The sequence below is a fragment of the Martelella radicis genome, assembly GCF_014196625.1.
Taxonomy (GTDB): domain Bacteria; phylum Pseudomonadota; class Alphaproteobacteria; order Rhizobiales; family Rhizobiaceae; genus Martelella; species Martelella radicis.
The window spans coordinates 139,504-165,573 of sequence record NZ_JACIDZ010000002.1 but is presented as its reverse complement, the minus strand read 5'-3'; the positions used below and the strand labels follow the sequence as shown (position 1 = coordinate 165,573).

General features: G+C 63.5%; 21 protein-coding genes. 4 read left to right on the top strand and 17 right to left on the bottom strand.

What is annotated here, in order from left to right; all coding sequences use genetic code 11:
• The first annotated feature begins 256 nt into the window (after nt 1-256).
• On the top strand, nt 257-1,252 hold the full coding sequence (locus GGR30_RS04295) for a LysR family transcriptional regulator (RefSeq protein ID WP_183482922.1): 996 nt from the start codon (nt 257-259) through the stop codon (nt 1,250-1,252).
• A gap of 94 nt (nt 1,253-1,346) precedes the next feature.
• Nucleotides 1,347-2,273 (top strand): Gfo/Idh/MocA family protein, encoded by a 927-nt coding sequence (locus GGR30_RS04290; RefSeq protein ID WP_183482920.1) that lies wholly within the window; start codon nt 1,347-1,349, stop codon nt 2,271-2,273.
• A gap of 2 nt (nt 2,274-2,275) precedes the next feature.
• Here the strand turns inward: GGR30_RS04290 and GGR30_RS04285 are convergent, their stop codons facing one another.
• Both GGR30_RS04285 and GGR30_RS04280 read right to left on the bottom strand, forming a co-directional pair.
• Nucleotides 2,276-3,523, bottom strand: a complete 1,248-nt coding sequence (locus GGR30_RS04285; RefSeq protein WP_183482918.1) for a surface lipoprotein assembly modifier — start codon at nt 3,521-3,523, stop codon at nt 2,276-2,278.
• A 154-nt stretch (nt 3,524-3,677) separates the two neighbouring features.
• The gene (locus GGR30_RS04280; protein WP_183482916.1) at nt 3,678-4,490 is read right to left on the bottom strand and encodes a Slam-dependent surface lipoprotein; all 813 of its coding nucleotides are present in this window, start codon (nt 4,488-4,490) and stop codon (nt 3,678-3,680) included.
• A 251-nt stretch (nt 4,491-4,741) separates the two neighbouring features.
• Between GGR30_RS04280 and GGR30_RS04275 the strand changes: the two genes are divergently transcribed.
• Entirely contained in the window at nt 4,742-5,518 is a 777-nt protein-coding gene (locus GGR30_RS04275; RefSeq protein WP_183482914.1) for a SapC family protein, read from the top strand.
• Here GGR30_RS04275 and GGR30_RS04270 read toward each other — a convergent pair.
• The 6 genes from GGR30_RS04270 to addB all read right to left on the bottom strand — a co-directional run bounded on the left by GGR30_RS04270 (nt 5,507) and on the right by addB (nt 16,254).
• The gene (locus GGR30_RS04270; protein ID WP_183482912.1) at nt 5,507-6,271 is read right to left on the bottom strand and encodes an SDR family NAD(P)-dependent oxidoreductase; all 765 of its coding nucleotides are present in this window, start codon (nt 6,269-6,271) and stop codon (nt 5,507-5,509) included. The two genes, GGR30_RS04275 and GGR30_RS04270, sit on opposite strands and share 12 nt — an antisense overlap.
• A gap of 71 nt (nt 6,272-6,342) precedes the next feature.
• On the bottom strand, nt 6,343-7,098 hold the full coding sequence (locus tag GGR30_RS04265) for an SDR family NAD(P)-dependent oxidoreductase (protein ID WP_183482910.1): 756 nt from the start codon (nt 7,096-7,098) through the stop codon (nt 6,343-6,345).
• 298 nt (nt 7,099-7,396) lie between these two features.
• Nucleotides 7,397-8,968, bottom strand: a complete 1,572-nt coding sequence (locus tag GGR30_RS04260; RefSeq protein WP_210287936.1) for an OpgD/OpgG family glucan biosynthesis protein — start codon at nt 8,966-8,968, stop codon at nt 7,397-7,399.
• Between the two features lie 137 nt (nt 8,969-9,105).
• On the bottom strand, nt 9,106-9,477 hold the full coding sequence (trxA, locus tag GGR30_RS04255; RefSeq protein WP_281378101.1) for a thioredoxin: 372 nt from the start codon (nt 9,475-9,477) through the stop codon (nt 9,106-9,108).
• 59 nt (nt 9,478-9,536) lie between these two features.
• Nucleotides 9,537-13,061, bottom strand: coding sequence for a double-strand break repair helicase AddA (gene addA / locus GGR30_RS04250; protein ID WP_183482906.1), 3,525 nt, complete (start codon nt 13,059-13,061; stop codon nt 9,537-9,539).
• Complete coding sequence (gene addB, locus GGR30_RS04245) at nt 13,054-16,254, bottom strand: double-strand break repair protein AddB (protein WP_183482904.1); 3,201 nt, start codon at nt 16,252-16,254, stop codon at nt 13,054-13,056. Before addB ends, addA begins: the two co-directional genes overlap by 8 nt.
• Nucleotides 16,255-16,453: 199 nt before the next feature.
• Here addB and GGR30_RS04240 point away from each other — a divergent pair, with 199 nt between their 5' ends.
• A complete protein-coding gene (locus GGR30_RS04240) occupies nt 16,454-17,254 on the top strand; it encodes a metallophosphoesterase family protein (RefSeq protein WP_210287935.1) in 801 nt (266 codons plus the stop codon).
• Nucleotides 17,255-17,553: 299 nt separating this feature from the next.
• Here GGR30_RS04240 and GGR30_RS04235 read toward each other — a convergent pair whose 3' ends face one another.
• The 9 genes from GGR30_RS04235 to GGR30_RS04195 form a co-directional block, all read right to left on the bottom strand.
• Nucleotides 17,554-17,697 (bottom strand): DUF1127 domain-containing protein, encoded by a 144-nt coding sequence (locus GGR30_RS04235; protein ID WP_138747659.1) that lies wholly within the window; start codon nt 17,695-17,697, stop codon nt 17,554-17,556.
• Between the two features lie 150 nt (nt 17,698-17,847).
• Nucleotides 17,848-19,203 carry an enolase C-terminal domain-like protein gene (locus GGR30_RS04230; protein ID WP_183482902.1) on the bottom strand — a complete coding sequence of 452 codons (1,356 nt, stop codon included), beginning with the start codon at nt 19,201-19,203 and terminating at the stop codon, nt 17,848-17,850.
• Nucleotides 19,203-20,042, bottom strand: a complete 840-nt coding sequence (locus GGR30_RS04225; RefSeq protein ID WP_183482900.1) for a sugar phosphate isomerase/epimerase family protein — start codon at nt 20,040-20,042, stop codon at nt 19,203-19,205. Before GGR30_RS04225 ends, GGR30_RS04230 begins: the two co-directional genes overlap by 1 nt.
• Nucleotides 20,039-20,707 (bottom strand): TetR family transcriptional regulator, encoded by a 669-nt coding sequence (locus tag GGR30_RS23325; RefSeq protein WP_183482898.1) that lies wholly within the window; start codon nt 20,705-20,707, stop codon nt 20,039-20,041. The genes GGR30_RS04225 and GGR30_RS23325 overlap by 4 nt, the downstream gene beginning before the upstream one ends.
• A 12-nt stretch (nt 20,708-20,719) precedes the next feature.
• Nucleotides 20,720-22,264, bottom strand: coding sequence for a tripartite tricarboxylate transporter permease (locus GGR30_RS04215; protein WP_183482896.1), 1,545 nt, complete (start codon nt 22,262-22,264; stop codon nt 20,720-20,722).
• A complete protein-coding gene (locus GGR30_RS04210) occupies nt 22,261-22,761 on the bottom strand; it encodes a tripartite tricarboxylate transporter TctB family protein (protein WP_183482894.1) in 501 nt (166 codons plus the stop codon). Before GGR30_RS04210 ends, GGR30_RS04215 begins: the two co-directional genes overlap by 4 nt.
• Nucleotides 22,762-22,906: 145 nt before the next feature.
• Nucleotides 22,907-23,917 carry a Bug family tripartite tricarboxylate transporter substrate binding protein gene (locus GGR30_RS04205; RefSeq protein ID WP_183482892.1) on the bottom strand — a complete coding sequence of 337 codons (1,011 nt, stop codon included), beginning with the start codon at nt 23,915-23,917 and terminating at the stop codon, nt 22,907-22,909.
• 162 nt (nt 23,918-24,079) lie between these two features.
• Complete coding sequence (locus GGR30_RS04200; RefSeq protein ID WP_183482890.1) at nt 24,080-24,907, bottom strand: sugar phosphate isomerase/epimerase family protein; 828 nt, start codon at nt 24,905-24,907, stop codon at nt 24,080-24,082.
• A 4-nt stretch (nt 24,908-24,911) separates the two neighbouring features.
• Nucleotides 24,912-26,069: a dihydrodipicolinate synthase family protein gene (locus tag GGR30_RS04195; protein ID WP_183482888.1), complete on the bottom strand. Its 1,158-nt coding sequence runs from the start codon at nt 26,067-26,069 to the stop codon at nt 24,912-24,914.
• Nucleotide 26,070: the final 1 nt, after the last annotated feature.

The following is a 26,070-nucleotide window of genomic DNA, read 5'->3' as shown; positions in this document are numbered from 1 at the left end:
CGGCACCGGCCTCCGCCGGACGGGGAGACCCTGCCTTTCGGCCCTTGCGGCCGATCGATCGCATTGCCGAGGGTGATACGGTGTTCGGCCTTTTCCTCCCGGCGAAACCGTGTCGCCCTGTCGCAGCGTCAAAGGGGTGATCACCCCGCTTTTTCTGCGTTAAAAGGGCCTTGCGACGAGGGAATTCTTGCAATTTCCCTTGATACGGACAAATGAATAATCGTGTTTCTGATATAGCAGAATTGGTATGGATCCCATGGCGCATGACCTACGCCAGAAAAGTCAGGACGAATTCATCCGCCGCGGCCTGCGGTTCTCGCAGATGCGGCTGATCGCGCTTCTCGACCGCAAGGGACAGATCTCTTCGGCTGCGGCGCAGCTGGGGATGACCCAGTCGGCGGCGTCGCGTCTGCTGTCGGAGCTCGAACACACCGTCGGCGCGAAGCTCTACGAGCGCCACGGACGCGGCGTCGTGTTGAGCGAGGCCGGACAGGCGATGGCGCGCCAGGCGCTGATCATCCTGAACCAGCTTGACAGCGCTCACCAGGAGATATCGCAGATCGTTGACGGCGCGCGCGGCCAGGTGCGCATTGGCGCGGTGACCGGGCCTTCGATGCAGCTTGTGCTGCCGGTGATCCGCGAACTCAGGGAGAACTATCCCGAAATCGAGCTTTCGGTGCTGGTCGACACCTCCGACAAGCTGGCCGAAGCGCTCTTCTCCCACAATCTCGATTTCTATATCGGCCGTCTGCCGGAGGAAGTGGACGCCAAGTCGGTGACCATGCGCCCGCTCGGCGTCGAGCCCGTCAACATGATCGCCCGGACAGGCCACCCGCTTGCCGGGAGACAGACAGTCTCGATCGGCGAATGCCTCGAATATGACTGGGTGCTGCAGCCCGTCGGCGCCCCGATGCGCCGGTCGATCGAGGCGCATCTCCTGGCCAACGGCTTCACCCTGCCGCGCCATGTTTTCGTCACCACCTCGCCGCTCCTGTCGCTTGCAATCATTGCCGATACGGATGCGGTGACGCCGGTTGCCCGGCCTGTGGCGGATTTCCTGCATGTCGACGGCACGCTGGGCGCGGCCATCTGCCAGCTTCCGGTTCGCGAGAGCATCGATGTCAGCCCCTATTCGATCATCCAGCGGGTCACCTCCGTCCAGCCGCCGCCGGTGGAGCGGGTGCTGGCGCTGATCGATCGCGAGATCAAGTTGAGGCCCGAGCAGTTTCCCGAAGACCTGATCGGCCGGTGAAAGTCGTGCCGGCTCTTTCCAACCGGCCGCAAGCGCGTTAACGATGAAGCGCAGGCTTGTCATTCCTTCTGCCTGCCGAGGCATCGAGGACAGCATGAGCGCATTCAGGATCGCGATCGTCGGTTACGGCAAGATCGCCGGCGACGAGCATCGTCCGGCGATCGATCGAAGCGGCGATTTCGAACTCGCCGCGATCGTCACCAAGGGCGCCGCGCCTTCCGGCACGCCGGTTTTCTCCGATCTTTCCAGCCTCTTCGACGCGGGACCGGCGGTCGATTGCGTGGCGCTCTGCGTGCCGACGGCTGCCCGTTTTGCGCTTGCCGCCGAGGCGCTTGAGGCGGGCAAGCACGTGCTGCTGGAGAAGCCGCCGGCCGTGACGCTGGAGGAGATCGAGACGCTGCGACAAAAAGCAGCGGCAAAGGGGCTGTCGCTGTTTGCCGCCTGGCATTCGCGCTTTGCCCCGGGCGTCGCCACGGCGCGTGACCTGCTGTCCGATGCCCATATCCGTTCGGTCAGGCTGACCTGGAAGGAAGACGTGCGTCGCTGGCACCCGGATCAGAGCTGGATCTTCGAGCCGGAAAGCCTCGGCGTCTTCGACATGGGCATCAACGGATTGTCACTCGCCTCGGCCGTGCTGCCGGCCCCCTTTGCCGTGCAGGGCGCGACGCTCGCTTATCCTGAGAACCGAAAGGTTCCGGTGACGGCCATGCTCGACATCGCCATGGACGGCTGCGACAACTTTTTGGCCGCCTTCGACTGGAACCATAACGGCGCCGACGACAAGGCGCTCGAGGTGGAGACCGATCGCGGCATGCTCCTGCTGGACCGCAGCGGCGAACGGCTCGCCTTCAACGGCGCCCTGCTTCTCGACAGGCCGCAGCGGGAATATGAGGCCGTCTACAGCCGTTTCGCCGCACTGATCGGCAGCGGCGAAAGCGACGTCGACGCGACGCCGCTCGGCCATGTCGGAGAGGCGTTCGCAACAGCCGAGCAGAAGACGACGGAGCCGTTCTTCTGCTGAGGTCAGAACTGCTTGGTGACGAACAGCGAGACCGTGCTCTTGTCGTATTCGTAGAGCTCGACATTGGAGAAATTCTTCGAATAGGCATATTCGAGGCGCGGCGCGAAGCCCTTCATCGCAAGGGTGCGGAAGGTCGCGCCGACGGCAATATCGAGCCTTCGGTCAAGCCGCGATTTGGTCATCAGCGGAAACTCGCCCTCATAGTCGCGCAGCGTGCCGGCGACCTCGATATCGGTCAGGATTCCGCCCGACCATTCGCGGGCATATTTGGTGTTGATGTTGTAGCCGTAATAGGAATTGAAGTCCTTCTCGGCGGAGACATAATTGAACCCGCCGCCCATGCGGATGCTGCTCGACGGCGTCAACGCATAGCGGTGATTGATGCTCATGCCGGCCTCATAGCCGTCATAGGCATCCATGTCGTGGTAATCGAGCCACTGGAACGAGAAATTGGCCGACGTGACGCCGAACGGACCGAAGGAGCGGCGCACCGAAAACACCGGTCCGTAGCCGACACGGTAGGGCTCATTGCCCATCAGCACATATTCCGCCGCCATGCCGCCGCTGAAGATCCACGGATCATTGCGCCAGGACAGTTGCGAGAATCCGCCGAACTGGGTCTGGTTGTAGACCTTTTCCTTGTAGGCAAGGCCGGTGACGGAACCGCCGAAGGTGAGCGACAGGTCGTCTTCGAGATCGAAGGAATAGGTGCCGTTGACGCCGTAATTGAGGCCGACGCCGCTTTCCGCCCGGGTGCCGGGCGCGAGCGGAATGCCGCCGACATGAACGAGGGTCTCGTCGGTGGAATTGGAGATATTCGTGCTCGGCGCGATCGCCAGATAGCCGCCGAGCGTCCAGGGTCGGTCGATATTCACCCGGTCGATGAAGTCCTCGTAGAAGGAGCGCAGCGATTCGCTCGGCGCATTGTCGGCGAGAAGCGAAAAGTGATAGATCGCCGCCTTCTTCTCGCCCATCAGCGCCAGCGTATGGGCAAGCTCCTGCCGCACACGGGTAAAATCCGGCTTCTTGTCGAGAACGCCGCGCATCAGGATCGCCGCTTCCTTGAAGTGCCCCTCATGCTTGAGGATCAGCGCGTAGGTAAATTGCTGGGAAAGCGCGGAGAGTTCCGGATCATCGGAAAGCTCGGCCGAAAGCGCCATGGCCTGTTCATACTGGCCGCTCTCGATCAGCACCTTGATCTGCGGAAACGGATTGACGACCGCGACGGCCGTGCCGGCGATAAAAACCATCAGCAGACAGACGAGGCCCCCAAAGGATCTTGCCAGCCTCAAACGCATCCATGGCAGAAAATGCCGCATGAAAACCCCGGAACTCAAAACGCGATACAGAAAACGCCAGGCCGGCCGACAACCGGCCCGGCGCAATTCTCAAGGGCGTGAAAACTCAGTTCCGTTCGCCAACAAAGGTGCCGATCATACCCGCCCCGGCATCGGCCCGCGCGCCGTTCACCCTGTAGGTTCCGGCAATGCCGGCGGCGCGGTTGCCGTAAAAGGCTCCGTTCACGTTCGAGTTTGCCTGATCGACGTTCACGTAATCATTGCCGACGGCAATCGAATTGGCATTGGAGTTGAACTCCGAGCCGGCGATCGTTGCCTGGAAAGTGACGTCACCCACCTGTGTGACCATCGCGCCGTCCAGTTGTCCGCTGCCGAAGTCCACATCGGCGTTGAACGAGCCGTCGATATAGTCGAGATATTCGCCCGGAAGCGCTGCCGCGCCGAGATGCTGGCCGGAATAGGTCGCACGTCCGCTAAGCGGCATGTCGCCGGGCGCGGTCACGCCGTCGGTCGAGCGAAACGCCATCGCCACGACGTTGTCATCCCAGGTGTCGGCGTCGATCAGGGCGACCACAGGCCCGTCCTTGATGCCGTCGACGCCAAAATAACCGAGCCGCATATAGGCTTCGGCGCCGTCGCCAAGATCGGCGGTGTAACCCTCGCCGTCGGGGTAGAACAGCGCCGTTTCGCCAGCGTCGGGACCGCCGGTGATCTCGACGCTAACGGTGTCGTCGCCATTCATCTGGATATTGGCCGATGCCGATCCGGAACCCGTCACGGCAGCGTTCCATGTGTCGACATCCCCATAATAGCCGAGCGCGTTCGGCGCAACCGATCCGCCTCCACCACCGCCGCTGCTGCAGCCGGTGAGGGCCACAAGCGCCACTGTCCCCATCAGCGCCGTCATCGATGCTTTCATGTCCCCGCTCCTGTCCTGCTCTCTTGCGTTGTTAAGAACTTGTAAACCTTCGCAATGGCGCGCGACGCTGTCAACCGCATCAGGCGCTGAAAGCGAGAGGCGCAGTCGTGTTTCAACCGAAAGCTCAATCTATACGGGAATCTATGACATGCAGCGCTGCAACATGAAAGAGACCTAACCTGACGATTGTCGCCTGCGGGCATCAATAGTAGAAGACGTGTTCCGGCCGTCGGATGAAGGAGACCTGATCGATGACCACTCAGAACGCCATGCCGCTTTTTTACAAGAAACCGCAGGTGCTACGCTTCGAAGAACACAAGGGCCTCGGTCTGGTGGCGAGGAACGACTACGCATTCTCCGCCGAGGCGACGGCGATCCCGCTTTCGGTGAGCGAGTTCATGCCGGCCGTGCGCCACTATCCGATCGTCTTCATCGAGGCTGCCGGCCAGCCGGCCCCGGTTGCCATTGTCGGTCTCAGGGAAGGCCAGAACCTGATGCTGGAGAAGGACGGCAGTTGGGCGCCGCATGCCTATGTGCCCGCCTATATCCGCCGCTATCCCTTCATTCTGGTGCAATCGCCCGACGAGGATACCCGCTATCTCGCCTATGACAGCGAGAGCGGGCGGGTGAAGCCGCTTGCCGAGAACCCCGACGCCGCGCCGATCTTCAACGACGACGGCGCGGCGAGCAAGACGGTTGCGCCGATGCTGGAACTTTGCGAGGCCTACCACCAGCACCGCGCCCAGGACGCGGCCTTCCTCAAGGCAATTGCCGAGGCCGATATCCTGCTCGCCCGCCATGTGGACATGGAGTTCCCCGACAAGAGCCGCTACCGGCTCGACGGCTTCAGCGTCATCGACCACGAGCGCTACCGCAACCTCCCCGCCCGCACGCTCAAGCAGTGGACGGAGAAGGGCTGGACGGACGCAATCGCTCTGCACCTTGCCTCCGCCCAGAACTGGGGGCTGATGATGGAGCGCAACCGGCTGGTCTCCGCCGGCGACAAGGACGCGCGCCTACGGCATTAACTGGCCGCCATTGATATCGAGAATCTGGCCGGTGATATAGCCGGCCATGGTCGGCGAGGCGAGGAAGACGAAGCTCCAGGCGCAGTCTTCCGCCGTGCCGAGCCTTGCGAGCGGGATCGCGGCCAGCGCCGCGTTAAGCGCGGATTCCGGCGTCTCGTCATGGAAGGGCGTTTCGATGACGCCGGGCGCGATCGCGTTGACGCGCACGCCGTCCGCCGCCATTTCCCGCGCCAAAGCCCGTGTCAGCGAATGCACGGCGGCCTTGGCGGCGGCATAGAGGCCGGAGCCCGGCGCGCCGCCATTGCGGCCTGCGATCGATCCGAGATTGATGACCGAGGCGCGGTCACTCGCTTTCAGGGCAGGCCCCGAATAGCGCACCATGCGCAGGATCGAACGGGTGTTGAGGTCAAAGACCTGATCATAGATCGCCTCGTCGAAATCGGCCGACGGCGAGCGCAGGATGGCGCCGGCATTGTTCACCAGGCAGTCAAGCCCGCCCATCATCGCCACTGACCGCGCGACGATGTCCTCAGCATCCTCCGCCCGGGTCACGTCGCCGGAGACGACATGCGCCGTGCCGCCCTCCTCGCGCAGGGCCGCGGCAAGGCTCTCGGCCTCTTCCCGTCGCTTATTGTAGTGAATGGTCACCTCCGCACCGGAGCGCGAAAAGGCGCGCGCGGCGGCCGCCCCGATGCCGGAACTCGCGCCGGTGATGAGAACCTTCAGTCCTTGAATGTCATTGACGGGTATCATGCGGTTCCCTTTCCTTAAGTCTGTCGTGATCCTCTATAGACCGATCGGGCCGGCAAAGGCGAGCCGCAGCGTCAATGCATCACCCAGCCGCCATCGACATTAAGGTTCTGCCCGGTGATGAAGCCGGCGCGCGTCGAGATCAGGAACATCAGCGCCTCGGCAAGGTCTTCCGGCGCGCCCCGGCGCTTGATCGCCTGGCTATCGATGATACGGCGCTGATAGGCCTCCTGATCCGGATGGATCTTCTCCGCGTCCGTGGGGAAAGCGCCGGGCGACAGCGTGTTGACCGTAATGCCCCATTTGCCGAATTCGCGCGCCCAGCCGCGCGCCAGCATGATCAGCGCGCCCTTCGACTGGATATAGGGGGTGAGGTTTTCCCAGCCGCCTGAGACCGTGATCGAACTGATATTGATGATCCGCCCGAAACCGGCCTCGCGCATGCCCGGGAGCAGAGCCTTGACGATCATAAGCGCCGCCTCGACATTGACGGCATGGATCTTCGCGTGCTCATCCATGGTGAAATCCTCGAACGGCTTTGACGGATAGATCGCGGCATTGTTGATCGCCGTGTCGACCGGGCCTCGGGCGAGCAGTCCGGAAAGCGTTTCTTCAAGCGCCGTCTTGTCGGTGAGATCAACCTTGCTGACTGTAAGCCTCTCCGAGAGATCCCTGGCCGCCGCCGCGGCCTTCAGTGCCGCGATCTTGGCCGGATCATTGTCGAGCACGATCACCTCGGCGCCGGCTTGCATCAGGGCAAGGCTTGCCGGAAGCCCGAGCCCGCCCGCTGCACCCGTGTAGAGAATCCGCCGCCCCTGAAATTCACCCATGTTCACGCCTCCCGCAGGTTTTTTTCCGGCGGAGGATAACGCCGTTCTTGCGGCAGAGCGATGGCGTTTCTTGCACCGTCGCCGCCCGGCCGCTTAGAGCGGTTCAGCTTTTCACGGAAACGCCGTACCGCTCTACCTCTTTGTTTTTTCGCAATTCCGGGCGGTGAACCGGTGTCCACTTCATCTGGAGTTGCTTAATAGCATCGGCCCGAAAATCGGAATCGATTTTCGGAAAGCACGATGCGTAGATTCAATAAGCTAGAGCGTCCTTTGTGCATCCGAATGGATGCACGGCGCTCTAGTGCGGCGCGAACTGGCCGGGATGGAACTGGCCGAGCCAGGTCTCCGTCAGCGGCTCGCCATCCTCGGAAAGATAGGCGCGTACATCGATCGTATCGGCGGTTCCGTCGAATTTGAGGTCATAGGTCATTCGCCAGTCGTCCGTGCCGACGATCGGCATCGCATAGGCGTTGATGACCTCGGCGGCGCCGCCGACCGAGATTTCGGCTTCCACGCCGTCTTCGGCCGTCAGGCCCTCAACGGCCGGGCCGGAGAAATCGACGACGACCTTGACCTGATCGCCCGGGCGCGGCTGGCCAGGCACGCCGCCGCGACCGATCCGGCTTGCTGTCGTCTCGGCCAGGCGCTCATTCGGCGGCGCGGTCTTCGCCCAGGTCAGCGTATAGGAAAAATCGCGTTCGTCGCCGGCCTCGGGCAGGTCTTCCGGCAGCCAGTAGGCGACGATGTTGTCGTAGATCTCATCATCCGACGGCAGTTCGACAAGCTGCACCGCCCCTCGGCCCCAGTCGCCCTCGGGTTCGACCCAGGCCGACGCCCGGCGATTATAGAACACGCCGTCATCCTGATAGTGGTCGAAATTCCGGTCGCGCTGGATCAGGCCGAAACCTTCGGGGTTCTCGTCAAAGAAGCTCGATGTGACGACGCGCGGCGGGTTGTTGAGCGGCCGCCAGATCTGCTCGCCCGAACCGGTGACCACTTCCAGCCCGTCGCTGTCATGAACTTCCGGGCGCCAGTCGAAGGCCATGTTGCGGTGGGTTTCGGAATACCAGTACATCGAGGTCAACGGCGCGACGCCGAGCCGCTCCACAGCCTCGCGGAAGAAAAGCCGGCTGGTGATGTGCAGAACCTGACCTTCGCCATCCTCGTTTTCCGCCTCGATGCGATAGGCGCCGGAAACGCTCTTGCTGTCGAGCAGGGCGTAGATGACGATGCTGTCGCCGGGCTTGTCGTCCTTTTCTAGATAGAAGGACGTGAAGCGCGGAAACTCTTCCGGCCGCGCAAGACCGGTATCGACGGCAAGCGCGCGGGCGGAGAGACCGTACTGCCTGTCCGGTCCGTCGGTGCGGAAATAGCTCGCGCCGAGAAAGGAGATCCAGTCGGTCTTCATGTCCGGCCGCATCACCCGGAAACCTGCCCAGCCGGCGAAATCCTCGACCGCCTTGGCGGGGCTGTCTTCCGGCATGGTGAAATAATCGGCGCTGTAGAGCACCTCGCGCGCCTCGCCGTCCTCGACCAGGCTGATGGTTACAGGTTCCTTGAAATAGCGGCCTTCATGGAAGAACTGTACCGGGGCGTCGCCGACATCGACCGTATGGTCCTTGCGGAACATGATCTTCCAGTGGGCATCGTAATCGATCGCGTCGAAGAGTTCCGGATGCTCGACCGGATAGGGCTCGAACGGTTTCTCCGAAATCGCCTTCGCCTCGTCGGCGAGCCTTTCGAAGGAAAAGGGTTCGGCCGGGCCGAGGGCGGGCTCGAAATCCTGAGCGGCGGCTGCGACGGGCATTGAGAACAACGCAAACACGGGCAGAAACAGAGGCGAAAGACGGGCAGGCATACGGTTCGTCATCAGGGCAAACTCCGAAAGGGCCGAAAACACTCTGAATGCGTGAACGTTCTGGAGGCCGCCAGGTTCCCGCTTTCCTTCCAATATGGCAAAGCCCGCGCGAACGCGGGCTTCGAATAGCGAAAGGTCCTGCTGTCAGCTTAGCCGACGACGCCGGAAATCCAGCTCGAAAGGGCCGTCTTCGGCGCGGCGCCGACCTTGACGTCGGCAAGCTCGCCGCCCTTGAACATCGCCAGCATCGGAATGGAACGGACGCCGTACTTGACCGCGAGATCGGGATTGTCGTCGACATTGACCTTGGCGATCTTGACCTTGCCGTCCATTTCATCGGCGATCTCTTCGAGGCTCGGGCCGATCATCCGGCACGGGCCGCACCATTCGGCCCAGAAATCAACCACGACGGGCTGTTCGGAGTCGAGCACTTCCTGCTTGAAATTGGCGGTATTGACCTTGACTGTCGTCATATTGAACTCCTTGGCAAAGGCGAAATACACTCCTGGATACTTTCGCATTATCGTAGATTTGTCCTCCATGTGAGCACAGGCAGAGGAAAAATCAATGGCTGCAACTCTCACTTTGTCGAAAGTGCCGCAAGCGCCTCTTCAAGTTCCCTCGAGGTCAGGCGACGCACTGATGACGTTTCGGTATAGACCAGCAGGCATTCCACCGTTTTCTCAGGGTAGAGCGGCGAGAGAATTTCCCGGTAGACCGCCATCTGCGCGGCATGGGAGAAAGGCACCGGATCATCCGCGCCGGGCGGATTTCGGTTTGTCTTGAAATCAACCAGCAGCACCGCCTCTTCCAGGACCGCCAGCCGGTCAAGCCGGCCGGAAACGGTAAAATCGGCGGCCTTGAGCCGGACGGTTCCCGTCACCGAAACCTCGGCCCGGGCGGCGGATGAGAATACGGGCGCCAGTTCGGGATCCGACATCACCGACATCACGTTCTTCAGGATGGCGTCGCCTGCTTCCTCCGGCAGTTGGAGCGCGGCGCGTGAAAGATAGCGGCGGCAGGCGTCCTCGCGGTCTGAAACATCGAAGCCCGGCAGCAATTGCATGAGGCGGTGGACCAGCCGCCCTCTCTCCAGCGCAATATTGGCGGCGGGTTTGCCGAAAAGCGGCGAGGCGGTAACCGGCGGCGGGTCCTCCACCTCAAGGCCCGCTTGGGATGGGCTGAGAGGCGGTGCCGGGCGGGCGGCCTCCCGGAACGGCTCAAAAAGCGCCTGGGGCAATGGCGGAAGCGCTTCTTCCTGTTCCGCGCTCCCGGCCTTGCTTGCGAATGCGCGCGGCGGAATATTCTCTTTCCACAGAAGTCCCGGCCAGCTCTCTGCGAAGGGCCCGGACACCTCGATCGTTTCCGAGCGGCCCTGTTCATCGGCGGAAAGCGCCGACCATACGATCCTGTGCCAGCAATCCGGCACTTCCGTCTTGCCCCGGTAACCGGTGATGAAGAGCCGGTCGGCGGCCCGGGTCATCGCCACATAAAGGAGGCGTCGATATTCCTCCTTCGCCTCGTCTTCGCGCCGCGCGATATCGGCGAGAACGCCGCTGTCAGCTTCCTTCTTTGACGAATGCCAGACGGGCAGCCCCGCCTCCATCATCCGGAAGCCGGACAGATGGCTTGCGATGAAGGGCCGGCCGCCGCTGTCGACCAGGAACACAATCGGCGCCTCAAGCCCCTTGGAGGCATGGACCGTCATGATCCGCACCTCGTCGCGGCCCTTGTCCTGTTCGCGCTTGATCTCGAGGCCGCCCGTTTCCATCACGTCGAGGAAGCTTTGCAGGCCCGGCAGGCCTGTATCCTCGTGATCCTTCGCCGCGTTCAGAAACTCGTCCAGAATATCCCCTGCCTCGCTGCCGAGCCGGGCGAGGAAGGCGCGCCTGCCACCCTCGCGCGCAAGAATGTCGGCGTAGAAGTCGAAGGCGGTGCGGCGGCGAGCCGCATTAATGATCCGTTCCAGCGTTGCGACGGCTTCAGCGAAGGTCTCGTCACCGGCGGCAGCGAGACGCCGAAGCGCCGACCAGACATGCTCGTCTGGCCTTCGCCGCGCCGCGACAGCAAAGAGATCGTCTTCGGAAAGGTTCAGAAGCGGGCTCTTGAAAATGGCGGCGAGCGAGAGATCGTCTTCCGGTATGACCGCGAAGCGCCCGAGCGCCATCAGGTCCTTGACCGCGATGTGATCGGCGAGTTTCAGCCGGTCGGCGCCGGCGACCGGAATGTCGTAGGGCGATTTCAGCGCGCGCGTCAGCGCGTTGACAAAGGCGTCGCGCTTCCTGACCAGAACCAGAATATCGCCGGCGCGCACCGGACGTTCGCGATCCTTCTCCACGATCGTCTCGCGGCCGACCGTCTGCGAGATGCGGTGGGCGATGCGTCGCGCCAGAATGGCCGCCGGAGCCTGTTCCGGCGTTGCGTCGAACGGGGCGGTCCAGTCCTCCTCGTCTTCCGCCTCCGAAGGCGCGATCATCTCCCAGGCTTCGACATTGCCCGGATGGCCGAGGCGGTTGGAGACATGCACCGTATCCTCCCCCTCGGCCGAAAGGCCCTTGCGGTTCTCAGGGATCGAGAACACGCAATCGACCGCCGAAAGAACCGAGGCGGTGGAGCGGAAGGAAAGCGGCAGGCCGATCCTTGAAAAATCCGCCGCGATCGAAGCGACCCGCTTTTCAGTCAGTCTTCCTTCAGCGGCAAAGCGTTCGGGCCGCGCCCCCTGAAAGGAATAGATCGACTGTTTCTCGTCGCCGACGGCGAACATTGTGCGAAGCCCGGACCGCGCGCCCTCGCCGGTGAAGAAATCCTCGCTCAACGCCCGCACCACGTCCCATTGCAGGGGCGCGGTATCCTGCGCCTCGTCGACCAGAATATGGTCGATGCCCTGGTCGAGCTTGTAATGCACCCATGGACCGGCGTCCGAGCGCGACAGAAGCGCTGCGGTGCGGGCGATCAGGTCCTCGAAATCGAGCTTGCCGCGCCGCTGTTTCAGCGCCTCGTAGCGCGTGTCGAGCCGGTCGGCGAGGATGAGCGCCGCAAGCGTCTTTTCGAAGATGCGGAACCGGTTCAGCCGGTCGCGAAGTGCGAAGACCTGTTGAGCGGCGGCCAGAACCGCCTCGCCAAGCTCCGGCGCCTTGACCCTGAGTGACTTGAAGACGAGCGTGGATTCCGCCTTCGGTGTTCCCGCAGATGTCAGGAAGGCGCTTTCGAGAGCGGCAAAGCGGGAGGCCGCATCACCTGCCTCGACGGCTTTTTGCAGGTCATCGGCAAAGCCGGCGGCGCGCGAACCGCCGTCATCGCGCGCGATTATTACCAGCGCCGCAAGATTTTCGAGCCCTGAAAGCGGCCAGGCTTCGCCGGCAATGCTTTCCTCGTCGGTGTCTGCGTCAAAACCGTAGACCACCCGCAGTCTGGCCGCGAGCCCGTCCTTGCGCCGCGCTTCTTCCAGAAACGGGCGGATCGCATGGCGCGCGCCGACGATCTCGCCAAGCAGTTTCTCAAGCCCGCTGTCGTCGGCAATGTCCAGAACCGTCTGGAAGGCGACCGACAACGCCGGATCCTCCCGGCTTGCCGTCGCGGTCAGAAGCTGCCGGCGCGCATCGGCGAGCAGCGTGGCGGCGGCGATATCGTCCAGCACGGAGAAGTGTCCGGCGACATTTGCCTCCAGCGGAAAACGATGCAGCAGGCTCTCGCAAAAGGCGTGGATGGTCTGTATCTTCAACCCGCCGGGCGTCTCCAGCGCATGAGCGAAGAGCCGGCGCGCCACCGCGATCTTCAGCCCGTCCGGTCGCGCGCCCTCGATTTCAGCGATCTCGGCGGCTAGGTCTTCCTCCGGCAGCACCGCCCATTCGGCAAGCCGGGCGAAGACCCGATTCGACATTTCGGAAGCCGCCGCCTTGGTATAGGTGAGGCAGAGAATGGCGGACGGTCTGGCGCCCGCGAGCAGCAACCGGACCACGCGCTGTGTCAGCACATGGGTCTTGCCGGAGCCGGCATTGGCCGAGACCCATACCGTGCGGGCCGGATCCGAGGCGAGCCTCTGTCGCCCGGTCGTCCAGGAAAGCCAGTCCTCGGGGCTGGCATTCGCGTCCGGATCGTCAGTCATTGCCGCCCTCCCCATCGTCATCGACCGTCGACCATTCCGCGACGCGCGCGAGATGGTCGTATTCGCCGCCAAAATCACGCGCGCTTGCCGGAATGAGACGCGAGGCAAACGGCCGCTGTCCGGTCTTCAGCGCCGTGACGAAGCGTGTGAACTCGCGGAGCGCGTCGGTTGCAAGCTCCTCCGCCGTGATTGCCGGGTCCTTTTTGGTTTCCGCCTTTTCGAGGGAGTCGACGCCGAAACGATGGCCGGGCCTCAGCCGAACATATTTGAGACTTTTCGTTTCAAGCGGTGGCACGTTCTTGAAGGCGCCGGCAGAAAGGGCCGCGGCTTCAAGCGGCAATTGCGGTTCGAGAAGCGAGCGCGCTTGATTGAGCGAAGGTGAGATGCCGGTCTTGTAGTCTATGATCTCAGCCGTTCCGTCATCCAGAATGTCGATCCGGTCAGCAATGCCTGTCAGCCTGATTTCGGCAAGAGGAATGTCGAAGCCCGCGCCGGCCTCCGTCAGCGTTGCGTCGATCGGCGTCGACAAGCGCCTGGCCGCCTCGAATTTCAGCAGTTCCTCCGCCACGGATTCAAGCCGCGGCACCCAGCTCAGGGCCAGATGCGGCGGCAGCTCGGCCTCCAGCAGAAGTCCGGCCAGAACATCCCCCATCGCCGCCCGCCCGGCCTCGCCCGAAGGATCAGCGCCGGTCTTGATGAAGCGTTCGGCGAGCGCGTGATAGAGAATGCCGCGTTCCTTCACCGAGGGGTCCGCGTTGAAGGGGGCGAGTGGGTCGAGCTTCAGCACCTTCTGGGCGTAGATCGCGTAAGGATCGCGCCGCAACCTGCCGATTTCGGAGAAGGAATAACGCTTAGGCTGGCTGTCTGCCGGCGGGTATGGTTCGGGGCGCGGCGGGATCGGCGTGCGCGGCTGATCGTCAAGTGCGCTCGCCCAGCCCAGGAGAACATCGCCGCGTTTCCTCATCGCGGCCTCGAGGCCGGGTCCGGCAAAGGCCAGGAGCCGTTGCAGCCAGCGGCTGGCTACCGTCGGGGCCGAGCCTTGACGCAGCGCGCGCGAGAAAAGCAGATGCGGCGCGCCGGCAGCCATGATCAGGTCATGGGCCAGTTGCCCGACGCGCTTTTCCGGCGGCTCCAGTCCAATCTCCGCCTTCATTCCACGCGACAGGAAAGGATTGTTCTTCGCCTGTGTTGGCCATATGCCTTCATTCAGCCCGCCGATGACGATGGTCTCGACATCCTGCAGGCGCGCCTCCACCGCGCCGAAGATGAAGACCCGCGGATTGCCCATGGAACGCGGCTTCACCGCTTCGGATGCGGAAAGCGCCGCGACGATGTCGATCCATTGCGGGCCGTCGGCCTCGATCGTGCTTTCAGATCCCATTGTCTCCGACAACACGGTCGAAAGCCGCTCGCCAGCCTCGCCGGACCAGAGGGCGGAAAGGTCGCCCGCCTCGTCCGCGGCGACCGCTTCCAGAGCCCGGCCGGTGCGCGCCGCCCAGTCGGAAAGCGGAATTGCTTCCGTCAGCGGAGGCTGGTCGGGTCCGCGCGCGACGTGGGTTTCGATCAGCAAGGCGAGTGCCAGATCGATCCTCTCTGCAAGGTCGAGGGCATCTGCCGCTGCGCTCTTCGGCAATGCGGTGCGCCAGCGCGGCGGATGGCGTTCATCCTTCTGAACCTCCAGTGCCTCCGCGACAAAGGCCTGGAGATTGCCGAGGTCGGCTGCTCTGGTGCCGCCGCGCAGCGCGATCAGCTCGAAGGCGGCGCCGGCGGACCGCATTTTCCGGGCGGAGAGGCCGAAACGCGAGAGCGGGTGTTTCAAAAGCGCTGCAAGCGTGGCGGGCTCGCCCGGCTTCAGCGCCGCTTCCAGAAGCAGCGTCAAAAGCGTTCCCTGGCCGGTCGCCGAAAGCGGCGTACCGGCTGAATCATCCGCATCGATTGCGAAACGATGAAGTTCGGCGGCGACGCGGCGGGCAAGGTTGCGGTCGGGTGTGATCAGGGCCGCGCGGGCCGGTCTGCCATCTTCGCCCGGCCTTTCCAGCGCCAGCCGCAAGGCCGTGGAGATGGCAAGCGCCTCCTGCCGTTCGTTGGCCGCCTCCAGCAGCGCGACATCGGAAAAGCCCCGGTCGATCTCACCGGCCTCGAAAGTCGCCCGCCAGATCTCCCACCGGTCGGTCGTCTCGGCCGGCGCAAAGGCTGCCGCGAGCACGCGACCACGAATGCCGCGCGACGGGTCAGCTTCCTCAAGCGTGGCAAAATGATCGCGGCTCAGGGCAAGGCGCTCGAGCAGGCGCGCCATCTCGTATTGCGGATGGCTGCGGATCGAGGGATCGGGCAGGGAGGGTTCCGGGTCTGCCGCTGTCAGCGCCTGCCAGTCCTCTCCTGTCATCTCGCGATCGAGCCCTGGCAGGACAACCACGCCCTGCGGCAGGCCGGCAACGGCCGCGATCAGGTCGGCGATGGCGGGAACGGAGCCGGTGGAGCCGGCAATGATGACCGGCGCGTCCCCCGTCAACGCGGCGATCCGTTCGGCCTCGCCGGCGAGCAGTGCATTGCGGCGCGCAATCGCCGAGGAGCGGCCGAGCTCGTCCAGCCGGCCGGGCCAGTAATGCGCCGCGATCTTCAGGAACTCGGCGGTGAGTTGCCACCAGACGGCGTAGTTTTCCTGCTCAAGCGATGTCAGACTGTCCCAGCCGATCCGTTCCGTCTCCATGGCATCGATGAGTTCGGCGAGATCCCGGGCAAGCCAGACGGCATCGGCGGGGCTTGCGGGCGCGACGAGCGGCGAGCCGCCATGCAGTCCGGCAAGTTCGTCCGACAGCCGGTTGCGCCAGGGCAGGATCAGGCCGGCAAGCTCCAGCAGTCGCGGAACGGGTTCGATCGGCGGCAGGCTTTCCGCACTCTCGGGCAGGCTTTCCTCGAAATAGTGCTCGTCCTCGTCGGTTTCGCCGAGCGCGCGGATTTCCGGCAGGATCGCGGCGGCGCCACCGAGAAGGGTGGAAAACTCGCCGCGCAGCACGCGCACTGCTCGCCGCGTTGGCAGGAATATCCTCACATCGGCAAGGGCGAGCGGATCTTTCGGGTCGTAGCGGAAGGAAGGCGCCAACCTTCCCGAGAGCATGTTATGGGCAAGGCTTTGCAGAAACGGCACGCCTGGCGGTATCGTCCACAATCCGGCTCTCGTCGCCTCCACCATGCCGGGCTCCCGTTTCCATCCGATTCATCGACGGTTTTACGGGCCAAAAGCGGCCCACGCAAGCGCGGGCAAAAAAGGGAAACCGGAACGGCCGGGCCGGATGACGTGTTGAACTGCCGTGTTCCGGGGCCTAATGTTAGGAGAGCCGGATCGGCGGCAGGCCGGCCCGGACGTCATCCAACAGAGGTTAGCTCCGTCGATGAAATCTCTACGCCGCCTGTTCACCTCGCCGAAGCCGAGATCCGCGCCGCGCCCGGGGCCGACGCCGGGTTTTCGCGGCGGCATGCCCAAGCCCGAAGAGGCTTTCGTCGCGATCGGTGACATTCACGGCTGCGCCGACAATCTCGACCGGTTGTGGGAGAAGATCGATGCTATGGTCCCGGGTATGCCCGTGGTGCATGTCGGTGACTATGTCGATCGGGGAGAACATTCGGCCCAGGTGCTCAAAATGTTATTCGACCGTCAGCGCGAGCGCGGCGATATCGCCTGCCTGATGGGCAATCACGAGGAGATGTTTCTCGAGTTTCTCGACAAGCCCGAAAAGAGCGGCGAGCGCTGGCTGCGTTACGGCGGCCTGCAGACCGTCGCCAGTTTCGGTCCTGCGGGCGATGCCTATGGCCGGAAAGACATTTTCAGCCTGCGCGATGCAGTCATCGAAAGCCTCGGACAGGAGCAGCTCGATTGGCTGAGAGGCTTGCCGCTCGTCTGGTCGAGCGGAAACATGTCCGTGGTTCACGCCGGCGCCGATCCGCGCATGCCGCTCGATGAACAGCCCGAGCGCAATCTCACCTGGGGCCATCAGGACTTCGGTCATTTGCCGCGGCGAGACGGGTTATGGATCGTCCATGGCCACACGATCGTGCAGGTTCCGCAAATGGCAAACGGTGTGATCTCGATCGATACCGGCGCCTATGCCACCGACCGCCTGACGGCCGCCATCATCCGGCCGGAGCGCGAGGTCGAGTTCATCCAGGCAACCTCCGGTCAGCCTCCGCGTTGAGCGACCGGCGATAATGTCATGACACAATCTGAAGGCTTGCGATCGTCTGATCGCAGGCAAGGAGCCGTGCTTGCCTTCAACGAACGCAACTTCGCGGATTTGGAAGGCCTGATTGTTTGTGGTGCGCTGGAGAAGACAAAAGAAAACGCCCACCGGGGGAGGAGGATCCGGTGGGCGTCATCATGATGACCAGCGATTGGGAGGAGGAGGATCGCCGGTCCAAATCGAAGCGCGCTGGGAGGAGGAGGGCGCGGCTCCGAAAACATGTGTTTCGGCTTTTTGCGAGCCGAAGGAATTGCTTAGAACGCGGCCTTGCGGGCGACGCGACGGATATCTTCGCGATTGATGCCGAGGTCGTGCAGTTCACGGGTGCTCATGCGGCCAAGCTCGGTAACGGTCTCGCGGTATTTGAGCCAGTTGTTGAACGAACGGGTCATGCTCATTTCCGGTCTCCTTTGTTGGCTTCGTCTTCGCTGTTGTTGATACTTATATACGCCGACGCTTCGGGGTGAGGCAGTGGGGCAAAAGCAATGCCCCTATGCAAAAAACGCAAGGCTCGCTTCGGACGCCTCAATATTGGGCACAAGGGGCGGCTACCGGCCGAAGCCGGGCACGAACAACGAGCCGACAGCGATCGTCCCGTCCTCGATTCTGAGCCCGATATGGCCGTCTTGCTTCAGGTAGATGTCCGGATGGGTGGACAGGAGCCGTGCCTTCTGCAGGTCGTCACAGCCCTGCATTCCGCCGGCGAAATGATGGCCGTTGCGCTCGACGTCGCGAAGGCCGAGCGTCGCTGCCACCATCGTGTCCTGTTGCCAGCAAAGGCCGGGCTGGCAGGTCAGGTCCTCCGCGGAAATGAACAGGTTCCGGCCCTCAGCCCTTCCCGCCTTCACGCGGCAGAAGTTGAGAAGCGCGCGCAGGACGCCCTTGCAGCTCTTGATCGAGGTTCCCGACCACCCGCGCTCCAGCGCGCTCGCAAAGGCTCCGTCATGATCATCGCTTTCATCGATGATCAGTGGAAAACGGCAAAGGTCCGGCGCGATACCCTGGGCGAGGGCCGTCTCGCGGGGGAAGGGCTGTTCGATGAAGCCGATAGCCTGGCGAAAGGGCGAAAGCGCATCGTCGGCAAACAGCATATCGAGAAAACCGGCAAAGCGGTCGGGCGCATATTGTTCATTGGCGTCGAGCGTCACGCGCAACCCGTCCATGTTCCCGACAAGGCCTGCAATCGCGGTAAGTCTGTCGATATCGGCCTCCGGGTCGCCCGCAAGCTTGATCTTGAAGGCGCGGATGCCGGTGGCGCGGATGATCGCCTCGAGGCTCACGGGCAGGCCATCATCCGGGTGATCGCCGGCCACCTCGGTCTCTCTCAGCGGCGCGTCGAAGCCGACGGTCTGTCGCGGCATGATCGCGGGGAGGGGCCGGATCGCCGCAAGGGCCGCGGTGATGGCCTGCGGCGCGATATCCGGCGCCTCCATGGCGGCAACGCCAAAGAGATCGGCCCGGGCGGCCTGGGCGAAGTTGAGGCCGAAGGCGATCGACAGCGCATCGATCAGCGCCATTTCGACCAGGGCAGGGCCGAAATGAGCGGCAAGGCGCGGCGTCGCGGGCATATCCGCTTCAACGGCGGCGCGAAGCCGCGTGGTCGCTTCGGCTACGGTGTCGCCGGCAATGGTTTCGGCATGCCGGCAGGCATGCGACAGCGACAGCCGGAGATCCTCGACTGTCTCGTCATTGCTGCGGGTCGGGCGCTTGTCGAACCAGCGCGGCACCAGCAACTGGGCCGAGCGCCCTTCGGCCCGCTGGCCGCCGACGGCAATCGACACCGAAACGAAGGCCTGGTCGGTTTCGGTAACCACGGTATTTCCGAAATGGAACGGCAGGCGAAAGACGACAGGCCGCATGTCAAAGGAGATGGAACCGACTTCAAGTCGCGGCGCGCCGGTCATCATTTTCTCCCGTGCGTCTGAAGGTGGGCCTCCACGGTCGCAGCGGCGATCGCGAGCGTCACTTCTGCGCTGTAGCAGGTCTTGAATGGCTCGACGGAAAGATCGCCCGAATAGCCGCTTTTGAGAATGGCGGCGATGATCGCGGAAAAATCGTCCGAGCCGGTGCCGGGCGCGCCGCGATTGCGATCATTGAGATGGATATGGGCGATGTTCCCCGTCGGCATCCACATCTCGATGAGCGATGGCACGTCCTCATCTTCGGCAAGCGCGGCAGAGGAACAGTCGAGCATGGTCTTGAAGTGATCGGAGCCGACCATCCCGACCAGACGGGCGGCCTCTTTGAGCGTGTTGATGAAGGGCGTCTGGTCGCGTGAAAGCGGCTCGATGCAGTAGCAGAGGTCGCGATCGGCCGCAGCCTTCGCCACAGGCGCGAAAAACGCCGCCACGCGCTCCAGTGTCTTATCGCGGGGCTCGCCTTCGGGCGGCCGGCGCTGGCGGGGCGAGCCGTGCACCAGCACTCTGCCGCCAAGCTCGGCCGTGATGTCGAAAAGGCGCAACAGATAGTCGGCCGTCGGGCGTGATGCTTCCGGATCGGTGATCGAGAGTTCCGGCGCGGACGAGAGCAGCCAGTGCAGCCCGGCTATGTCGAGGCCCTCTGACTTCGCGATGGCGCGCATCTTGCGGATCTCCGCCATGGAAATGTCGCGCGGATCGTCAGGAAAGCTCTCGACGGCGAGCTCAAGCGCTTCATAGCCGACGGCGCGGGCAAAGCGGCACTGGTCGGCAAAATCGAGACCCTGGCGGCTCAGGAGTTCATTGCAGCAGACAAGGCGTATCATGTCTCCTCCCCCTTCTGCTTCAGCCAGCCGACTACAGCCTCGGTGGCGCGTCGGGCATGGGCGTTCAATCCTTCCTCACTGGTATCGAAGCCGAACACTTCGGCGAGCGTAAATCGGTTGGAAACCGGAAAATAGCAGAGCGAGGCGATCATGATATAGACTTCCACCGGCTTTGCCCGGCGCAGGAAAACACCGTCCTCCCAGCCGCGCTCGAGCACGTCCGAAAGCTTGACCAGCAGTTTTGACTGGATCTCACGCCGGTCACCGATGGCGCTGACGGACGAGCCGTGGCGAAGGTTTTCGGTGTTGAGCATGGTGATGAACCAGGGCCGCGTGCGGAAATGGGTCATGGTGAACATCACCAGAGCGGCGACGGCCTCTTCCGGGGACAGCGCGTCCAGGGCCAGGTTTTCCTCGCCTGCGCGGATCTGCACATAGGCCTCGCGCAACGCAGCCTTGTAGAGTTCGTCCTTGTCGCCGAAATAATCGTAGAGCAGCGGTTTCGAAAGGCCTGCCTCGGCGGCGATCCGGTCGACGCGGGCGCCGTCATAGCCGACCGAGGAGAATTCGTCGAGCGCGGCCTGGAGGATAGCGGCGCGCGAGGCTTCCGCGTCGCGCACGCCGCGCCTTGTCCGTGTTGCCGTTGCCTTGCCGCTTCTCGCCACTTGGGTTTCTCCTCATTCCTTGCCGTCAGACGTTTCCTGACTGTTAGCATTGCCGCCCCTGCGTTTGAACTGCAGAAGACGACGGACCGGCGGGATGGAGAACAGGATGATCAGCGCGATCAGGATTGCGAAGCCCGCCGACACCGGCCGGGTGAAGAAGGCGGTGATATCGCCGTTCGAAAGGATGAGGCCGCGCCGCAGGCTCTTGTCGAGCAGGCTGCCGAGGATGATGCCGAGCACGAGCGGGGCCATCGGATAGTTCAGCCGGCGCAGCACATAGCCGACGACGCCGAAGAAGAACATGACCCAGATATCGAAGATCCGCTGTGTCAGCGCATAGGGGCCGATGACGCAGAGGCAGAAGACCAGCGGCATCAAGATGGTGCGCGGCACTTTCAGCACGCGAACGAAAACCGGCGTCAGCGCCATGCCGAACACGCCCATGGCGATCGTCGCAAAGATCAGCATCACGGCGATGGTGTAGATCATCTCCGGCTGATCGAACATGATCATCGGGCCGGGCCGCACGCCGTGAAGGAAGAGTGCCGCGATCAGCACCGCCGCCGAGGCGGAACCGGGAACGCCAAGCGTCAGCGTCGGGATCAGCGATCCGGGCACCACGGCGGAATTGCCGGTTTCGGCTGCGATCAGGCCCTCCTGGCTACCCTTGCCGAACTGGTCGCGTTCCTTTGAGTGGCGCTTGGCGGCGGCATAGGAGCCCCAGGCGCCGATATCCTCGCCGACGCCTGGAATGATGCCGACCAGCGTGCCAATGACGCCTGACTCCAGAACAGTGCGCTTGTAACCCCACACGCTGGTCAGGAGCTCGCGGATCGGCGCGCGCACCGATTTCTTTTCCACCATCTGGGCGGCCGGCAGTGTCATGGCAAACAGCACCTCGGCGAAGCCGAAGGCGCCGACCATGGCGGGGATCAGATCTATCCCGCCATTCATCTGCTGAATATCGAAATTGAAGCGGACATAGGAATGAATGCCTTCCGAGCCGATCATGGCGACTGAAAGTCCGATCAACCCGGCCATATAGCCTTTCAGTGGCTCGCCGGAATGGGTCAACTGGCCGGAAATGATGATGCCGAACAGCGCCAGCCAGAAGAATTCGTAGGAGCCGAAGCCGAAGGCGGCTTCCGCCAGAGGCGGAGCGATGGCAATCAGCATGACGATGCCGACCAGCGTGCCGAACATGGATCCGAGCGTGGCGATCGCCATGGCAAGCGCGCCCTTGCCCTGACGCACCAGCGGGAAACCGTCGAGCGCGGTCGCGGCACTGGCCGGCGTTCCGGGAATGTTGAGCAGGATGGCGCTGCGCGAGCCGCCATAGATCGCGCCGACATACATGCAGATCAGGACCAGGATCGCCGCATCGCGGTCGAGCGAGTAGGTGAGCGTCGTCAGAAGCGCCACGCCCATGGTCGCCGTCAGGCCGGGCAGCGCGCCGACGAAGATGCCGAGCAGTGTCGCCCAGACGACGTTGAACAGCATCATCGGCGTCGAGAGGTTGGCGAAGGCGGAGAATAGAGCGTCGAAAACCGTGTTCATGGCAACCGCACCAGAAAGAGATCTTCAAAGAGGTATGAGAGAGCGCCGCCGAAGACGACCGCGATGATCACCGCGCGGGCAACCATCAAGAACAGCGCCCTGCGCGACATGCCGGATGAAAACTCGAAGATGATGACAAAGCTTGCGACGAACAGGCTGCTCGCCGCCCAGAAGTGAATGCGGCCAACGAGAACGAGGGCATAGGCTGCGCAGATCGCGATGAGGCCGAGAAGCTTCAGCAGTTCGGCGCGATCGATCAGGCCTGAAACATGGGCGCCGTCATCGTTTCCCTTGCTGCGCATCAGGCCCCAGAGCTGCAGTCCGGCTACGATCGTGATGGCGATACCGAGGATCATGGGCAGAAGGCCGGGAATGCTGGCAGGGTGGATGCGGCGCACCTCCAGCCGGTCCATGGTAAACCCGCCGACAAACTGGGCAATCCCGATCGCCAGCAGGATAGCGGTCACTGTGAGGTCGACGGAACGTAGCTTCAGCATGAAACTCTCCGGTGTTCGAGCATTAACGAGGCGGATCGTGCGTCACCGCCAACGCTTCTTCCGCGTACCGCAGGCGACGGAGGAAGAGGGCGGGGCCTTGTGGCCCCGCCAAATTGCAGCCGGCTGGAGCCGGCCGGTTCTTTTCTTATTCGCAGGAAATGCCGAGCTCGGACGGGTCCTTGACGGCCTCGCCACGCGACTTCAGGGCGCAGGCTTCCGAGATGACCACCGGCATGGCGCGCTCGCGGGCCTGATCGCCAAAGCTCGGGTTGAACATGGCACCGCGTTCATTGGCATATTTCTTCAGCGCCGGGGCGTTCATCACATGCTCCTCCCAGACCTGGTCGACGGTATCGTAGACCTCCTGGGGAGCGCCGGTCGGGATGAAGACGCCGAAATAGTCGGGGGCGACATGCATGTCGAGCCAGTCGGTGACCGGCGGAACCGGGTCGAGTCCCTCGATTTCAAGCGGCGTATCGGAGATGACGGCGAGCGGGCGCAGGCGGCCGGCCTTGATCATTTCCGTCTGTTCCACGGCAAGCTGGGTGGTCATGTCGACCTCGCCGGAGGCCGCCGCGATCACGGCCGGGTTGCCGCCGTCATAGGTCACCATGCGCGCGGTCATGTCGCCGCCGGAAGCATCGTTAAGCGCTGCCAGCGCCATGCCGCCGGAAGATGTTACGCCGGCCGTGCCGACCGTGACATTCCCCGTCTTCATCGCTTCCAGAAGTTCGCCGAAATCCTTGTAGGGGGCGTTGGCATTGACGGAGATCACCGGCGCGTTGGCAACATGGAGATAGACCCGATAGTCATCGATGCCGGATTCCTCCAGAAGGCCCGAGACCTGATAGGTCGCGTTGTTGGCGATCGCATTTGCCGTCCAGGTGTAGCCGTCGCGCGGGGCGTCCAGCGCCGCCTTGGTGCCGATCGAGCCGGAGGCGCCGGGCTGGTTGACGACAACGACTTCTGTGCCGAGCGCTTCCTCGAGGATCGGCGCGACGACGCGGGTCACCTGGTCGGTCGAGCCGCCGGCCGACCATGGCACGATGATGTTGATCGGGCGGTCGGGTTGCCAGGTCTGAGCGGTGGCGCTGCCTGCGGCAATGACGGCGAATGCGGCCGCGGACGCGGCCAGCTTCAAGAAGTTGGTATTCATAGTCTCCTCCCTTGACGACCGGATGGTCGGTTGAGCGCGCCCGGTATGTCGCCGGGCGCGGCGAATGCGCAGTTTTCTGGCCGGGTCTGCCGCCGGGGAAACTCCTCTTTCCCGAGTTGCGGCGTGCGGCCTCCTGCCTGCGCGGGCAGGCATGGATCATGCTCAGCAGCTGCTGGCAGCGCGCGTGATGATTACCTCCAGCACCTCGTCCGGGTCGCGTTTCCACCAGTTGTCCGCCGAGAAGATCTCGACCTCGTTGAGGCCCGCAAAGCCTTCGGCCTCCACAGCCTGCCTGAGGTCGGGAATGTCGATCACGCCGTCGCCCATCATGCCGCGGTCGTTGAGCATGTCGGTGGTCGGCACCAGCCAGTCGCAGAGATGAAAGGCCATCAGCCGATCGCGGCCGGCGCGTTTGATCTGTTCCTTGACTGCCGGATCCCACCAGATGTGGTAGACGTCGGCGGCAACGCCGATGCCGTCGCCGAGGCGGTCACAGATATCGAGCGCCTGGGCCATCGTGTTCACGGCGGCGCGGTCGGCGGCATACATCGGGTGGAGCGGTTCTATGGCGATCTTGACGCCGACGGCGCGGGCGTATTCCAGCGTCTTGCCGAGACCTTCCTCGATCATGGCGCGCGCGCTTGCAAGATCGCGGCTTCGGGGGGCAAGTCCGCCGACCACCATGACGAGGCAGGCGGCACCTATTGTCGCCGCTTCATCAACGGCGCGACGGTTGTCGTCGATAACGGCATCCGTGAGCGCGCCTTCTGCGGTGTACCAGCCGCCGCGGCAAAGCCCGGAGACGCCGAGCCCTGCCTCACGCAACTGGCGCGCGGCCTTTTCCGCTCCAAGCGCCTGCAACTGGTCCCGCCAGGGCGAAACCCCGCCGAAGCCGTGACGGGCCGCCCCGTCAATCGCCTTGTCGAGCGTCCATTGCGGGCGCGTGGTGGCGGTGTTCAGCGAAAGCCGTTCGGGGGTGATCGTTTCCATGCGCTCAGACCCCGATGCCATGCGTCGCCATCACGCGGGCCGCGCGGGTCCCCGCCATGTCGGCATCGGCGATAAGCCCGGCCTTGTCTGCAAGCCGGACCACATCAGCCAGATGCTGTGCGGAACGGGCACTCTGCTGGCCGCCGAGCATGGTGAAATGATCCTGATGGCCCATCAGATAGGCCAGGAACACGACGCCGGTCTTGTAGTAGCGCGTCGGCGCCTTGAAGATATGGCGCGAAAGCGGAACGGTCGGCTCCATCACGGCGCCCCAGCGCTGCATGTCGCCCTTGGCAAGGGCCGCTAGACCGGTAGCGGCGACAGGCGCGATCGGATCGAAAATGCCGAGAAGCGCGTGGCTGTAGCCCTGGTCGTCGCCGGCAATCAGTTCGGGATAGTTGAAATCGTCGCCGGTATACATCTTCACGCCTTCCGGCAGACGGCGGCGCATGGCTATTTCCTTTTCCGCCGAAAGCAACGAGATCTTGATGCCGTCGACCTTGTCGGCATTTTCGGCGATCACCTTCAGGCAGGTATCCATCGCCACCATGTGGTCCGTGCTGGCCCAGTAGCCTTCAAGCGCCGGATCGAACATCTCGCCGAGCCAGTGCAGGATGGCCGGCTGTTTCAGGCCTTGCAGGATATGGCCATAGACATGGGCATAGTCGTCGGCGCTTTTCGCCACCTTGCACAGCGCGCGCGAGGCCATGAGGATGACCTGGCCGCCGGTGGCCTCGACGGCCTCGCACTGCATTTCATAGGCCGCGATCACGTCATCAATAGTCTTGGCATCTGCCGGGTCGAGGTGGTCGGTACCCGCGCCGCAGGCGATCGAGTGACCGCCAGCCATTGCCTCTTTCACCGAACGCCGGATCAGTTCCAGCGAGGTTGGCCAGTCCATGCCCATGCCGCGCTGGGCGGTGTCCATGGCCTCCGCCACGCCAAAACCGAGCGACCAGAGATGATGGCGGAAGGCGAGCGTCCTGTCCCAGTCGACATTGCAGTCCGACCAGGGGTTGTTGTCGGCGAGCGGATCGACGACGACATGGGCGGCGGCGAAGACGGAGCGGTTCCATTCGCCCTTGTCGGCGGTAATGGAAGCGCCGGAGAACGTGAAGTTTTCAAGAGCGCCGGAGGCGGTCGGTAGCGTGATCGTGCTCATG